Annotated in this window: 15 protein-coding genes; all 15 read right to left on the bottom strand. The window is 49.2% G+C overall.

Going from position 1 to position 13,324, the window contains the following annotated elements; translation table 11 throughout:
* Positions 1-674, bottom strand: a 674-nt coding sequence (locus J7M22_05580) for a GDP-mannose 4,6-dehydratase (GenBank protein MCD6506081.1), incomplete at its 3' end; no start/stop codon positions are given.
* Between the two features lies 1 nt (position 675).
* A complete protein-coding gene (locus J7M22_05575) occupies positions 676-870 on the bottom strand; it encodes a hypothetical protein (protein MCD6506080.1) in 195 nt (64 codons plus the stop codon).
* Positions 871-1,014: 144 nt separating this feature from the next.
* On the bottom strand, positions 1,015-1,857 hold the full coding sequence (locus tag J7M22_05570) for a hypothetical protein (protein MCD6506079.1): 843 nt from the start codon (positions 1,855-1,857) through the stop codon (positions 1,015-1,017).
* A complete protein-coding gene (locus tag J7M22_05565) occupies positions 1,785-2,129 on the bottom strand; it encodes a prepilin peptidase (protein MCD6506078.1) in 345 nt (114 codons plus the stop codon). Before J7M22_05565 ends, J7M22_05570 begins: the two co-directional genes overlap by 73 nt.
* 865 nt (positions 2,130-2,994) lie before the next feature.
* Positions 2,995-3,987 (bottom strand): PD40 domain-containing protein, encoded by a 993-nt coding sequence (locus J7M22_05560; protein ID MCD6506077.1) that lies wholly within the window; start codon positions 3,985-3,987, stop codon positions 2,995-2,997.
* Between the two features lie 67 nt (positions 3,988-4,054).
* Positions 4,055-4,381: a hypothetical protein gene (locus J7M22_05555; protein ID MCD6506076.1), complete on the bottom strand. Its 327-nt coding sequence runs from the start codon at positions 4,379-4,381 to the stop codon at positions 4,055-4,057.
* A 5-nt stretch (positions 4,382-4,386) separates the two neighbouring features.
* Entirely contained in the window at positions 4,387-5,394 is a 1,008-nt protein-coding gene (locus J7M22_05550; GenBank protein MCD6506075.1) for a PD40 domain-containing protein, read from the bottom strand.
* A gap of 420 nt (positions 5,395-5,814) precedes the next feature.
* A complete protein-coding gene (locus tag J7M22_05545) occupies positions 5,815-6,675 on the bottom strand; it encodes a PD40 domain-containing protein (protein MCD6506074.1) in 861 nt (286 codons plus the stop codon).
* Between the two features lie 202 nt (positions 6,676-6,877).
* Positions 6,878-7,225: a hypothetical protein gene (locus J7M22_05540; GenBank protein ID MCD6506073.1), complete on the bottom strand. Its 348-nt coding sequence runs from the start codon at positions 7,223-7,225 to the stop codon at positions 6,878-6,880.
* Between the two features lie 19 nt (positions 7,226-7,244).
* Positions 7,245-7,556, bottom strand: a complete 312-nt coding sequence (locus J7M22_05535) for an antibiotic biosynthesis monooxygenase (protein MCD6506072.1) — start codon at positions 7,554-7,556, stop codon at positions 7,245-7,247.
* A 3-nt stretch (positions 7,557-7,559) separates the two neighbouring features.
* Positions 7,560-8,711 carry a prepilin peptidase gene (locus J7M22_05530; GenBank protein MCD6506071.1) on the bottom strand — a complete coding sequence of 384 codons (1,152 nt, stop codon included), beginning with the start codon at positions 8,709-8,711 and terminating at the stop codon, positions 7,560-7,562.
* Complete coding sequence (locus tag J7M22_05525) at positions 8,708-10,354, bottom strand: hypothetical protein (GenBank protein ID MCD6506070.1); 1,647 nt, start codon at positions 10,352-10,354, stop codon at positions 8,708-8,710. The genes J7M22_05530 and J7M22_05525 overlap by 4 nt, the downstream gene beginning before the upstream one ends.
* Positions 10,351-12,015 carry a glycosyltransferase family 4 protein gene (locus J7M22_05520; protein MCD6506069.1) on the bottom strand — a complete coding sequence of 555 codons (1,665 nt, stop codon included), beginning with the start codon at positions 12,013-12,015 and terminating at the stop codon, positions 10,351-10,353. The genes J7M22_05525 and J7M22_05520 overlap by 4 nt, the downstream gene beginning before the upstream one ends.
* Before the next feature lie 2 nt (positions 12,016-12,017).
* Positions 12,018-13,073, bottom strand: coding sequence for a hypothetical protein (locus tag J7M22_05515; protein MCD6506068.1), 1,056 nt, complete (start codon positions 13,071-13,073; stop codon positions 12,018-12,020).
* The coding region (locus J7M22_05510) for a PD40 domain-containing protein (protein MCD6506067.1) at positions 13,070-13,324 on the bottom strand (255 nt) is incomplete at its 5' end. The genes J7M22_05510 and J7M22_05515, both read right to left, overlap by 4 nt.

Here is a 13,324-nt window from a genome sequence, read left to right as displayed (position 1 = left end):
TAGGTATACTCGCGGATGTGATATTGGGATTCCTCGAAGATGGCGGGAGGTTCACCGTTGAGTATATGGGCGATCGTGCCCGGGATTATGCGTGACAGATTGGGATCAGCGGGCCCATATATGTTGGAGCAGCGGGTTATCGTGACGGGCAGGGAATAATCTATGAAATAGGCCCGGGCGATCATATCGGCGCACGCCTTTGAACAGCTGTAGATCCCCGTCCCCATAAGCTCGTATTCCTCACGATAAGGCAACATCTCCTCAGGATACTCTCCATAAGCCTTATCACTGGAGGCGACCACTGTTCTCCGAAGACCTCCCCACCTCCTCGCCGCTTCCAACACGTTCCACGTCCCCGTGATATTCGTTTGAAAGGTGAAAATTGGCGATCTTTTAGCAGCCTCCACTATACTGGCGGCTGCTAGATGAAAACAGGTATCTATCCTGTGCGATTTGAGGATCGATTCCAGCAGTTCATATTCCCTTATATCCCCGACTATCACCTTCACCTTATCCCTTACCCCAAGCGCATCAAGCGGGGAAGGTTTCCGGGGGTTGAAAACCAATGCGAAGACGATGGCACCTTCATCTACCAATCTCCTCGCCAGATGAGCGCCGACAAACCCGCTGGCGCCCGTTATAAGACATCGTTTCCCTCTCCAGGAGAAACTCACCTCATTTTCCCTCCTTTGCGATCACAGTGCATTCCCAGATGAAGTCGAAATGAGCTAATCTCTGGGCTTTATCGAATAAATCCATCCTCTCGCCTCTCCAGAGGCGCTTAACCCCGTTTTCGTGTGCCTCCCTGCTCTCCCAGAGCTCCGTGACGATGAATCCAGCTCTGCTCCAGTAGGTGTCCAAGAGCTCCACCTCTACACATCCCGGTGTCCCTTTCAGGGCGGGAAGCCATTCCTTGATCAAGAACTTTTTAGATCCTTCTTCTTAACCCCATCTCGAAGCGTCAGCATGTATATCACACGGGATTCAGCCACGGCTGACCCCCTTCAGAAGATTTCAAAGGAGGAGGCGATAAAACGGCCCACGGCACACCACCGTTATGAGGACGCCCAGGGTGATGATGGGGGCGAACCTCAAAGGGGCCTGTATCTTCAGAGTGTCCCCGAAATGCTTGAAATATCCCTGCTGGGAAAGCTTCTTAAGCATCTCTACGCTCTCCTCCGACAACCCCTCTGGAAGAGGTGCCACTACAACCTTAGGGTTTAAAGGATTTGAAAAGGAAAAGGGAAGTTTCTCATATCTCCTCCCGCCTTCCTCCTCAACACATATGATCTGCTCGGCGGCCACCATGCCGGGTTTCAGATCGGGGATCCTGACCTCTCTGTCGAACATCAACCCGTCCAGGCTTAAAACTGCCGATCTGAGAGCTAAGAACACTCCGAAGTATATGAGGAACCAGAGCATAAATATGCGTAGATTTCCCGGGGAACCGAGCAGATCGAGGGTTATCAGGAGGGCCACAGGCGGTGCTAAGACCCATCTGTAAGGCTTTAGTTTGGGGATCTGAAAGGCCCTCTGCAGCATATAAAACAGGAGGATACCGATGAGGATCTGGATGAATCTGTTCGTCATGTTCAACCTGAAAAGCAGAAGGGATGTGTACCTGATAATGACGAAGAAAAACAGAAAATTAACCAAGTTGGTCGAAAGCGCGAGGATATCCTTCTTTCGGAGTCTGGGTTTCAGCTGGGTGAACTTGACCGACGCTTTCAGAGCTCGGATCGAGAGCATGGCAAGGGCGAAGAGGAAATAGGGGGTGAAGGTGTTCACCAGCAGTGTTGGAAGGGGCATTCTGAAGATAGGGTGTGGTGTTCGGAAGAACGTCGGCGGCAATAACATCGACAGCCCCAAAGCATTTTGGCATCCCCCGCCGCCAGAGCGCCGAACCAATGCAGGAGGATCATCAGGAAAGCTCCGGAGAAGATATTGCTAGCTATCTGGGCTTTGGAGATGGAACCCTTGATGAGGAAGATCAGCTGGCTCAGCAGGCCAGCGTATATCAGTGTGAAATTGGCCCAGTTCTTTATCTTCCCCTCCTTCAGATCCGTATAGCTTGCGTAAAAGCAAAAAGCTAGAGCTATTCCGATGAAGAGCATCTCAAGAGCACACATGGGAAAATCCTCTATCGTTTCTCATGCTTTTAATCTCTTTCATTCCTATCACCTCACCACCTTGATCATCCCTCAAAGGGTCAGCGTTTTTGATACAGGGTTTAACCCCATACCGGAGACAGGTAACCAGCACGGACCCCTCCCCTCACCCAACTTCCTCAATCCATTCCCATAGGAGAAATCCATGATGTAAACATTCCATAACCACGGCGGATCAGACCTCTCATGTCCCTCGGTGATACAACTGGGTTCCAGATTGCCTCCACTCGGTTCCATCCAGTGGTGAAAGTGATCTTATAGTTCGCCCTTTCAGAAGGTGGCAACAGGATGAGGACCGATAGAGGGAAAATACTTTTTAAACATCTCATTATTAGGGTGTGCAATAAATAAGCCTTAGCTCAAGCATGACATGGCCTGGCAGATTTGACAACTTAACCCCTTACCACAACATCGGCACTCTCCCAGCTCCTTCACACACGGCTCGATCCGAAATGTATTCTCCTTCGCTTTTTCGCTTATTGGCCCTGATCTTCTCTTTCTTACTCCCATTTGTTTTCCCGTTTTGACTCATGATATTATCTCCAAAATGCTCTTGATCAGAGGCTGTATCTGGATCTTCCTAGCTATTTTGCCATGTCGTGTTATTCACGAGGCCTTATAGGATCAGCTCTAATCCCTATTTATTGCACTCCCTAACCTCCTATAACTATATGCACTTCCCACCTTATTAGGTGGGAAAGGACTATTGCAACTTCAACAACCTAGGCATGTGCCTTAAGGAGGATATTTGCATATGTCATTAGTCGGTCAAGTTCCTCCATCTGCCGTCGTTACGCAACAGAGCACACCATGTCCCTCATCCCATTCACCTCCTTTCCTTAGGAATTCGAAACCCTACCTTCAACATTCCCCAAAGGGTCAGCAGCTTGCCCGAAGGACTCACTCCCATCCCTATAGGAACAGGAGACCAGCGAGGGAAACACTCGCTCACATCCAGTGTATCCGTCAGCTTCCTCACCTTCTTCGTCAGCATATCGAAAACATAAAGCTCCCATGAGGGAGGAACTCCCTCCCTATCGTTGCCTGAAGAGAAGACGATCCACCTCCCATCCGGTGAGACGTCGGGGGACTGTATCCCCCATTTCATCTCACAAAGCAGCTTGAGCTTTCTTGTCTCCAGATCCAGGAGATAGAGCTTGTTGTTCAACTTTCCTCCCCTGTTTGAGACGAAGACAACTCCTCTCCCGTCAGGTGTGAAAGTAGGCCAGTCATCAATAGATGGGCTGTTTGTCAAATTAACCCTGCTCCCTCCATCTGAATCGCACATGTAGATATCGAAATTCCTCCCCATCTCCACCGACAGGAAAACTATTCTCCCCCCATCAGAAGACCACCTAGCTTTACTATCCTGGAACTCTCTTATCCCGTTAACGATCCTATGTTGGGGGGATATCCTCCTCCTTTGACCTGTCTCGACGTCAATTGCCCACAGCGCCCCTTTATGAGTTGAGAAGAGAATCTCCCTTCCATTCGGAGACCAATCGGGATCGGATTCCCACTCGTTTGGCGTTCTGGTTATGTTTCGGAGATCCGTTCCGTTCACATTCATTACAAATATATCGTTTGCTGGTCCCTCATCTATGGACAGGAAAGCGATCCTTTTTCCATCAGGGGACCAACATGCTGCTCCCCCTTCTTTGATTCTCTTTGTCTCACTCCCATCAGGGTTCATGAGATATATGTGTGAACTTGTCATTCCCCTAGGCATACTTAGGTAGAGGATCTTATACTCCTCTCCTGGCGATGGATGCACCATGAAGAGAACGGTGATAATTGATGTTAGTAGATCTTTCCCCATCATATTCTCCTTTTGAGAGGTTTAGGAGGGAGCTCTTCCCCACGAGATAGGGAAAAGCCCTGAGCGATCATATACACCTGTGAGGAGTTGTGTCTATCGCCTCCCAGCTTGGGCAGCTACCCCATGTCTGCACGCAGCAGACCACCACATCTGATCCGACCCAGTAGTTACAGCAGATCTCAGGAGGAACAAGGTTTTCATTGCATATAATTTGCTTGCCCGTTCCAGACTCGCACACGAAGTTGCCTCTCGCTCCTGATGGTATCAACAGAGCGCCAAGAGCCGAGCCGCTGACTATAGCGCCAAGAGCAAGAGCATTCTTCCTGGGCACGTCTCCGCACTCGGAAAGCAACAGCTCAGCCAACCTCTTCCTTGCCACTTCCATCCCTCTCATTCCGTTCATCTCCTTTCCTTAGGATTTCGAAACCTTATCTTCAAGATACCCCAAAGGGTCAATAACTTGCCCAAAGGATTAACCCACATCCCTATGGGAACTGGTGACCAGCAAGGCTTATATTCGGAAAAAGGAGATCCCGTCAACCTTCTCAGATTCTCACCGGTGATATCCACTATATAGATGTTGTTGGGGTCATCGGCACCAACTTTGCTCGCTGTGAAAACTATCCATCTTCCATCAGGCGAAACATCCGGAAAACTAGCGCTCAAGCCCAGATGTGCCAGCTTAGTTATTTGTTTCACACGGCGAGTCTCAATATCTAGAAGGAAAAGATCATATCCTCCCCATCCGAGGCGGGATGAAGCAAACACTATCTTTCTCCCATCAGGGGTGAAAGAGGGATAGAGATCCCCGCTCGGATGATTGGTGAGATTAACTTTATTGCCACCATCTTCATCGCAGATGAAGATATCGGATTCTCCCCCGTTTCCGGGCGATACGAACGCTATTCTCCTTCCATCTGGAGACCAAACAGGTCCTCCACCATCAGTTATTCTTTTACGCTCACCGCTTTTCAAATCAAGGATCCATATTCCCCTTTTCTCCTTCGCTCTCGTCGATACATAGAACGCAATCCTTTTCCCATCCGGGGACCAGTCTGGATTATACTCATATATGCTAGGGGTGTTCGTTAGGTTCATTTCGCCTGTTCCATCCAAATTGATTACGAATATATCAGATGCTCCCGCCCTTGAGGAGGTGAAAGCTATCCTCCTCCCATCGGGTGACCACGTGGGATAAAGGCAACTGAAAGGACCATGTGTGACCTGCTCCTTTTCCGTCCCATCTGGGTTCATTGTGAAGATATGGTAAGGGTTACCTCTAACCAAACCTTGAGGGGCGTTGAAGGCAATCTTATAGGATAACTCCTCCATCCCCGGTGAGAGCTGATTTAATAAACCACCGGTGAGTATCAATATTCCCCAAAGGAGTTTCCTGATGAAAACCATTGAAATCTCACCATCTGGTTAGTATCTGGTTCCAGGGCAACTTTTATGGTTGCCCTGGGCTTCGAAATCAAGGATCGGGAAGAGCACCGCCGCAGCACACCGAGTTTGGATCAGTTATCGGAGGGTCGGTTGGACAGTCTCCGAGAGTGTCTACACAGCAGACTATTTGGGGACCGGGCCAACTGCAACAGTGCTTAGCTCCACAATTGAGCTCAAAGCCGAAGGCTATACAATCAGGGTTCTCAGCATGACAAGCTGGATCAGCACGTGCTATAGTTGGCTGTATTAACAGAGCGCCAAGAGCCGAGCCGCTGACTATAGCGCCAAGAGCAAGAGCGTTCTTCCTGGGCACGTCTCCGCACTCGGAAAGCAACAGCTCAGCCAACCTCCTCCTTGCCACTTCCATTCCTCTCATCCCGTTCACCTCCTTTCCTCAGGAATTCGAAACCCTACCTTCAACATTCCCCAAAGGGTCAACAACTTGCCCGAAGGGCCCACCCCCATCCCTATGGGAACTGGTGACCAACGAGGATAACACTCGCTCACATCCAGTGTATCCGTCAGCTTCTTCACCTTCTTCGTCAGCATATCGAAAACATAAAGCTCCAGCGAAAGAGGAACCCCCTCCCTATCGTTGAGCGAGGAGAAGATAATCCACCTCCCATCTGGTGAGATGTCCAGAGACCCTATCCCCCACTTCATCTCACAAAGCAGCTTGAGCTTCCTCGTCTCCAGGTCCAGAAGATAAAGCTTGTTGTTCAGCCTTCCCCCTCTGTTGGAGATGAACACAACCCCTCTGCCGTCTGGGGTGAAGACAGGACAATAATCCACAGTTGGGCTGTTCGTCAAATTAACCCTGTTCCCTCCATCTGAATCGCACATGTAGATATTGAGTCTCCTCCCCATTTCAACCGACGTAAAGACTATCTTCTTGCCATCAGGAGACCATCTGGCTTCATAGTCCTGGAACTCCGGCATCCCGTTTATCACCCTTGGCTCAGGGGATATCCTCCGCCTTTGACCTGTCTCCACATCAATGGCCCATAGCACCCATTTGCTTGCGAACAGTATCTCCCTGCCGTCGGGCGACCAGTCTGGGTTTGATTCCCACCTATCAGGGCTTTGGGTTATGTTTCTCAACCCTGTTCCATCCAGGTTCATCACGTATATGTCGTTGGCGGTTCCTTTTTCCCTTCCGCGGGAAAGGAAGGCTATCCTTTTGCCGTCGGGTGCCCAGGTGGGGTAGCCATCGTGGGATTCGCCTTCTGTCAGCTGTTTCACATCGGTTCCATCTGGATTCATGAGGAACAGATGCCAGAAGCCGTTCCTTGGAACGCCTGTGTAGAGAATCTTATACTCCTCTGATAAGGCAGACCAGCTAAGTAACAAGAAAATAACTGCTAACAAGCTTCCGACAAACCTCATAGCAATCCTTAATATAGAGGTCCCTCCCCGCTTGAGGGGAGGAACCTTTAAGATTAAGTCATCTACACCAATGAGGAGTTGTCTTTATCGCCTCCCAGCTTGGGCAGCCACCCCATGTCTGCACGCAGCAGACCGCAGCATCAGCTCCCTGAGGGTAAATGCAACAGATCTCAGGAGGCTTAAGGGTATCATCGCAATAGATCAGTTTATCTCCCCACTGGCAAGATACGACCACTTTCCATCCGTGAGAGTTAAAGGCTCCTGCTCCTGATGGCAGCAACATAGCACCCAGAGCCGATCCGCTGATGATGGCTCCAAGAGCAAGAGCGTTCTTCCTGGGCACGTCTCCGCACTCGGAAAGCAACAGCTCAGCCAACCTCCTCCCGGCCACTTCCATGCCCCTCATCTCATTCACCTCCTTTCGTCTAAATTTTCATCACTACCTTGCAGTTCCATATACAGTCTATCACGCCGTATTCCCCCAGCTTTTTCCATATCTCAGGCCTTTCCTTGCTCCAAAGATTGGTGGAGTTTTGGACGTGTGTCTCCTGACTTTCCCATACCTCCGATATGCAATATCCGGCCCTATCACGATACTCGTCAAGTAGCTCAACTTCTATACAACCGGGGGTAGATTTCAAAGCTGGTATCCACTCCCTCTCAAGGAATCTCCTCAGATCCTTCTTCTTAACTCCAGATTTGACCGTTATCACGTAGAAAACCCTGCATCTCTTCATTCCTCACCTCCATATTTCAATCAATACTACATAAAACGGCCCCCTACATAGTATGGTCGATATAACTCCACCCAATATAAATGGGGCAAAGTGGATTGGGTGTTGTATTTTTATTCTGTTGTTAAAGCTTTCAAAACACCCCTTATCCGCTAGTTGTTTAAGTAGTTTGACCTGCTCCTCGGATATCCCTTCCGGAGTCGGTGAAACGATAACCCTCTCGTCAAGTGATCTCGATGTCACTGCCGCTTCTTTCTCATATCGAACTCCATTTGAGTCTCGGATCTCGACGATACACTCGGCGGGTATCATCCCCTCCCTTAACTCGGAAATGGCGATCTCCCTCGTGAACCCAATGCTGTCCAGGCTAAGCATAAATGAACTAACGAAGGGATAGATTAAAATATAAACACCGGCCAGTAAGCCAAAGGTCTTGAGAAGGGAAAGCCAATGGAGGGTCGAGCTATACAATAGGATCATCAACGTCGGGAGTAGAACGGCATATCCCCAGTACTTCGCCGACCCCAACTTACCCAAAATCTTGCTCAATGCGTAAAATGAGATGAAGGCTAAGATGATAGTGGTGAACCTGCCCATATGCAAACCGGTTAGGTTTCCCAACTGAGCGATCAGATAGTAAGCGGTCTGAGCAAAGATCAAAAAGAAAAGGAGATCTATAGCCCTCCTCGATAGGTAAGGGAGAGATGGTTTGTTTGTTGCGAAGGTTGCCTTTAAAGCCTCTTTCAAACGAGGAAGTGGTGTTATGACGATCAGGTAGATCGATGCGAAGAGGAAGTAGATCGCGAAGGTGTTGATAAACAGTACAACCGGTGGGAAGCTTATGAAAGCCCTTCGATTTTGAAACAGGGAGGAGGGAAGCATCATCGATATCCCCCAGAGCAGCTTTGCATCTCCAGGCGCTAGAATGCCGAACCAGTAGGACAGGAAAGCAATGGCACCTCCCAGCACGATAACGCTTACAGCTCCGCTTAAGCCTATGTGACCTGAGAGGAGATATACAATCTGGGCGATCACCCCCGCATATATCAGCCCGAATGAACAGGTGTTCCTCACTTTGCCATATCTCAGATCAGTATAAGCTCCATGGAAGCAGAAGAGCAACCCTATAGATGTTGCAAATATTTCGTAAGAAGTCATGCTTCACCTGACGCTATGGAGAGAATTTCATCTGCGATCTCCTTCGCCTTAATCTCATCGCCTAAGATGTAGGTCAGAATAAGCTCTACCTCTGACGGTGTATGACCCTTGAGGAGCTCGGATGCAAGGGCGTATTCCATCGGTTTCTCCTTGAAGCGTGGAAGCTGAAAAGCTTTGCTTTCGATCTCACCCCTCCATCGGTTGTATCTATACGCAAATACCATCGGATGACCTTTGAATTGAGGTTCATCTCCCTTCAACTTCTGCAGCTCCTCGAATAGCTTTATCACTTCCCGAGCCGTCAGTTCCCAGGAGAATCTCCCGGCCGTTCTGATGGAGCTTGACCTCAGGTGATCCATCTCCTCAGGTTTTCTCAGTAAAGACCTTAGTTTATCAGATACCTCCTCAACAGGCACGATCATAGTGTCACCGTTGCTGCGAGTTGCTTTGATAAATATGCCCGCCTCATCGAGTTCAGGCGGCCTCTTCTGATCTCCGATGGCTATTACGGGCAATCCACACGCCATCCCGCTGAAGACGAGCGAGCTGGATATTCCTACTATGGCTGGGAAGATCAGCAGCTCAGCCGAATTGAAAATCAAAGGCAGCGTGTCGTAATCATGAGCATCCCTTATGGGGAAAAACTCCACATTATTCGGTCTGGCTTGTAGATAATCGGAAGGGCTCGGATCTAGAATCAGAAACGCTATATCGTTATTCATCCGGCAGATTTTCCTTACAAAGGAGGCTTCTTCATTAAGAGGTAAGCCGGAGAGGATTATAACGATGGGAAGCTCGGTAAACAGGCTATTGTTGAGAGTCCGTGAGATAATCATCTTAGCAGAGTGTTTGTCCATCGGCTTAAACAGATCGTGGTCCACACCAGGGGGGATAACACACACCCCTTCAGGTTTTGGAGCGAATTTCAAAATGGCATTCGCCATCCAGGAGGTATCGCAACATAATACCGCCCAGGGACGCAGTATAAACAGAAGATCTATCGCTGACTGAACGAGTTTGTCTCCCAATGATCTGTCGCTGTAGAACAGGTTGACCACCGGTCTTCCTATCAAATTGAAAGGAGCTTCTTCGACGAAACTCATCGATAGTGAAAGGATACCGCTATATCCTCTGGAGATAAGAGTGACAGGAGAGATCCTCTTATCTTCCTCGATAAACACGGTTTCGATCCCCTTTGAATTCAGCTCGTCCAGTCTATCAGTATGTTCTCGATATACCCCCATTGACAGCTTAATCAGCTCCGCTAAGGATGTAATCAGGCGGTATAAATCTACTCTTGTGACAAAACTGAACCTATTGAGGGACCTCAGGAAGGCGGGGGAGATAAAAAGCCTCAGTTGATCATCTTCCTTTATCTCCCTCTTCTCTCCCCGGAAAAACATCCCGATTCTAGCGAATGAAGCTAATTTACCTATCGAGTCCAAAGCTTTCTCCTTACCATATCTTTCTTCCAGCCGTTTGATTATCTCATCTGTATCAAATCTCTCGGATAACTCCAAAATGTAAGAGGTCGCCTCATCTATCTCCACCACGCATCCTACGGTTAGATCGGCGGCATATATCTTGCCTTCGCGCTCAAATTTAAATATCCTGTTCAACTGCTGAGGAAATCTGATCATCATATCACACTCTCCAGAATGGCATTCACACGGCTTAACACCTCAGAAGCCTTTTCTCTATCCCTGCATATATAGGAAAGCACGGACTCCACCTCCCTCATGCTATGTCGCTTTAACAACGTTAAGGCTATCCCCTCTTCGACGGATTGTGTATATCCCGATCGCTGCAGGGGTGTTTCCCAATATTGGGTCAGGTTCAGGATCGTGGACTTAACCCCTGAAGATCTATTTTCATAGACAGGGGAAAAGGTCACATGGAATAAACGCCTTCGCTTGATGAACCGTTTCCTCAGGTTCAGCTCTTCAAACAGTCCGATAAGCTCCTCTGCGCTTGCATCCCATGAGAATTTCAAGGCGCGTTCCCTCACCTTTTGGCTCAACCTTTCCCTTTCATGATCGTCCTTCATAAGTCGATTTATGGCCTCGGATAAAAGCTCAACCGGTATGTATCCGCTGAGGCTCCCAATATCATGTTGGAAACTTTTACCCTCCACGATGATTCCAGCATCACCTACCACATAACGGGCTCCGTGGAAATCGGGGACTATGGGGGGAACCCCACATGCCATGGCCTCCAATACGACCATACCGAATGTCTCGGCCAGAAGGGAGGGAAAGCAGAAAAGATCAAAGGCGTTGTAAAACAGCGGTAGTTTCTCCCTCGGTTGTCTTCCAGCGTAGATCAAATTAGACGGCAGGTGACAGTTCGAGTAAAACCCCAGGGAGGGGGCTACCACGAGGAAGAGATACTCCGGGTTCATCTCCGCAAGCTTTATGTAGATGCCGGCTCCCTTCTCAGGCTGGAAGCGAGCCAGGAATCCAACTACCTTTCTCTCCAGTATCTCAGCTTTTCCTGTCATCTCAGCTACTTTACGCTTGGCAACCCGCTTATCCATCGGTCTAAACTGTTCCGCATCCACGCCGAGCGGGATGAGTTTGAAGAAGGATGGGTCCATGAGGAATTTGGAGTAAAACTCCCTGGTGGATTCAGAAAATATGACGAACGAGTCGAAATCTCTCAAGAGGGAATACCATATCATGACCAAATTGATCATGATCCCATCCTCTCCTCGCTCCTCATGGATAGGCATTATGAGCGGCGAATCCATATAACTCACCATATCTAGGAATTCCAACTCGGTGGGAAACCACAGGAAAACCCCATCGAACCCCATGGATATCGCTTTAGCCTTTGAAGCTTTCTCCCTCATATCGAGCGGTATCAGGTGTGCTCCCTCAACAAGATCGATCTCACGTGTGACGTAGACATCGGCATACTTGGTCATCGATTTCAAGAGGTTGGTATGAGCTATAATCCCCCCAAGGGCAGTCCATCTCATCTCCTTCTCAAATACCCTGTTTCTGGGGGCGAGGATCTTCATCCTTCCCTCTCTCTCCTCGGCGTTTGAAGGCGATTCCCCGAAGATTAATCCATACTCCTCCATCCTTTCCAGTGATTGTAGGGCTTCTATGATCTCATCTTCAGTGTATCTATCGCTGAGCGTCGCGATGATCCCTTCGGCATCCAGCGAGTCGCATATATCCAGTATGTCCCATATGAGCTTATCTATCTCCAACACCTCGCACCGATCGAGGTCTGCCACGAACAGCCTGTCATCTATCTCAAATTTGTATATATCATGCAGCTTTTTAGGGTAAGTCATTTTCATCCGCCTCTCGGGAGTTTCATCCTTCCCCACATGATGAGAAGCTTCCCCGGCGGATTAACCTGATATGGCTTTCTTTCAGGAAGTTCAAGCCTCCATGCTCCATTGCTGCTCCCCACAACCATATGGCTCGGCTCACATGGGCTGATCGCCATCCCATTTACCGATCCCTCCAGCTCAACCCCAAGGCGAAACCAACTCTCCCCTCCATCCTCGCTCATATAGATGCAACTTGCATTCACTCCCGCTATCCCCGCATATATCACATCAGGATTGATAGGGTCGATCAGAATCCTACGCACAAACCACCCTCTCGGTATCACCAGCCCCTTCCTCATCAACCTCCATCTCTCTCCACCATCGACGCTCTTATAAACACCCTCTCTGCCGCAGGCATACAGGATATCGGTATGGTATGGATCAACTGCTACCTGATAGATCAAATCATCGCTTATCTTCCTCCAATCCTCCCCTGAATTGACGCTCTTGAAGGTGTGGGCAGGTGAGGAGGCCACGTTGGCAGCCGAGATGGCATATAGTATCTCAGGTCGTTTGGGATCTATAGCCAGATGGGCGGGCGAGCCGAGGGTGGGCAGATTCGACATCTCATCCCATCTCCTCCCTCCGTCTTCGCTTTTGAACTTCCCTGCGTAGATGATCTTAGGGTTCAGAGGATTGATGACGATCGAGAAGACGGTGGTTTTCAGATCCAATCTCACCCAGCTTTCCCCTCCATCGGTGCTTTTATAGACTCCCCCTTCGGTTCCGATGTATAAGATCCGGTTATCTTTCGGATCGATGGCGATGGAGTATATCCAGGCTAACGGATCGATCCCTTTGCCTATTTTCCCCCAGCTTCTGCCGCCGTCCTCGCTCCTGTAGAGGCCTTTGTTTACCGTTCCCATGTATATCACCGGCTTGGAGGGGAGCGGTGTGACGGACATGACACACTTACCGCTGAAGATAGTTTCAGCTTTTTCTGCGTAAGCGTATGATAAGAGAAGGAGAAGCGGCAATATCAGGAGCTTATGCTTTCTTCCAAGCACCACCTTCATCTCCTTCCTTTGATCATCCCCCACAACATCTCTTTCAAATTCACCCCAGGTGATACGGAGTGATAGGCATATCTCGGATCGAACACATCAGGAGCATAATTCGCCTTCTCCAGCTTGAGCTGTCTCACCACCTCCCCCTCAGGCGTCATGATCCAGATATCCACCCCGTCTAGGTTCTTACCCTTGTTATCGGATGTGAAGAATATGAACCTTCCATCTGGGCTCCAGCAGGGAAGTATGCAGTTGCCATC

The sequence above is a fragment of the Candidatus Poribacteria bacterium genome (assembly GCA_021162805.1).
GTDB lineage: Bacteria > Poribacteria > WGA-4E > B28-G17 > B28-G17 > JAGGXZ01.
This window is presented reverse-complemented; position numbering and strand designations above follow the sequence as displayed.

Bases quoted from the DNA above. Each gene is read 5' to 3' on its own strand.
- J7M22_05570 (MCD6506079.1), bottom strand. From the start codon at position 1,857: ATGTTATTGCCGCCGACGTTCTTCCGAACACCACACCCTATCTTCAGA.
- J7M22_05565 (MCD6506078.1), bottom strand. From the start codon at position 2,129: ATGTGTGCTCTTGAGATGCTCTTCATCGGAATAGCTCTAGCTTTTTGC.
- J7M22_05560 (MCD6506077.1), bottom strand. From the start codon at position 3,987: ATGGGGAAAGATCTACTAACATCAATTATCACCGTTCTCTTCATGGTG.
- J7M22_05555 (MCD6506076.1), bottom strand. From the start codon at position 4,381: ATGAGAGGGATGGAAGTGGCAAGGAAGAGGTTGGCTGAGCTGTTGCTT.
- J7M22_05550 (MCD6506075.1), bottom strand. From the start codon at position 5,394: ATGGTTTTCATCAGGAAACTCCTTTGGGGAATATTGATACTCACCGGT.
- J7M22_05540 (MCD6506073.1), bottom strand. From the start codon at position 7,225: ATGAGGGGCATGGAAGTGGCCGGGAGGAGGTTGGCTGAGCTGTTGCTT.
- J7M22_05535 (MCD6506072.1), bottom strand. From the start codon at position 7,556: ATGAAGAGATGCAGGGTTTTCTACGTGATAACGGTCAAATCTGGAGTT.
- J7M22_05530 (MCD6506071.1), bottom strand. From the start codon at position 8,711: ATGACTTCTTACGAAATATTTGCAACATCTATAGGGTTGCTCTTCTGC.
- J7M22_05525 (MCD6506070.1), bottom strand. From the start codon at position 10,354: ATGATGATCAGATTTCCTCAGCAGTTGAACAGGATATTTAAATTTGAG.
- J7M22_05520 (MCD6506069.1), bottom strand. From the start codon at position 12,015: ATGACTTACCCTAAAAAGCTGCATGATATATACAAATTTGAGATAGAT.
- J7M22_05515 (MCD6506068.1), bottom strand. From the start codon at position 13,073: ATGAAGGTGGTGCTTGGAAGAAAGCATAAGCTCCTGATATTGCCGCTT.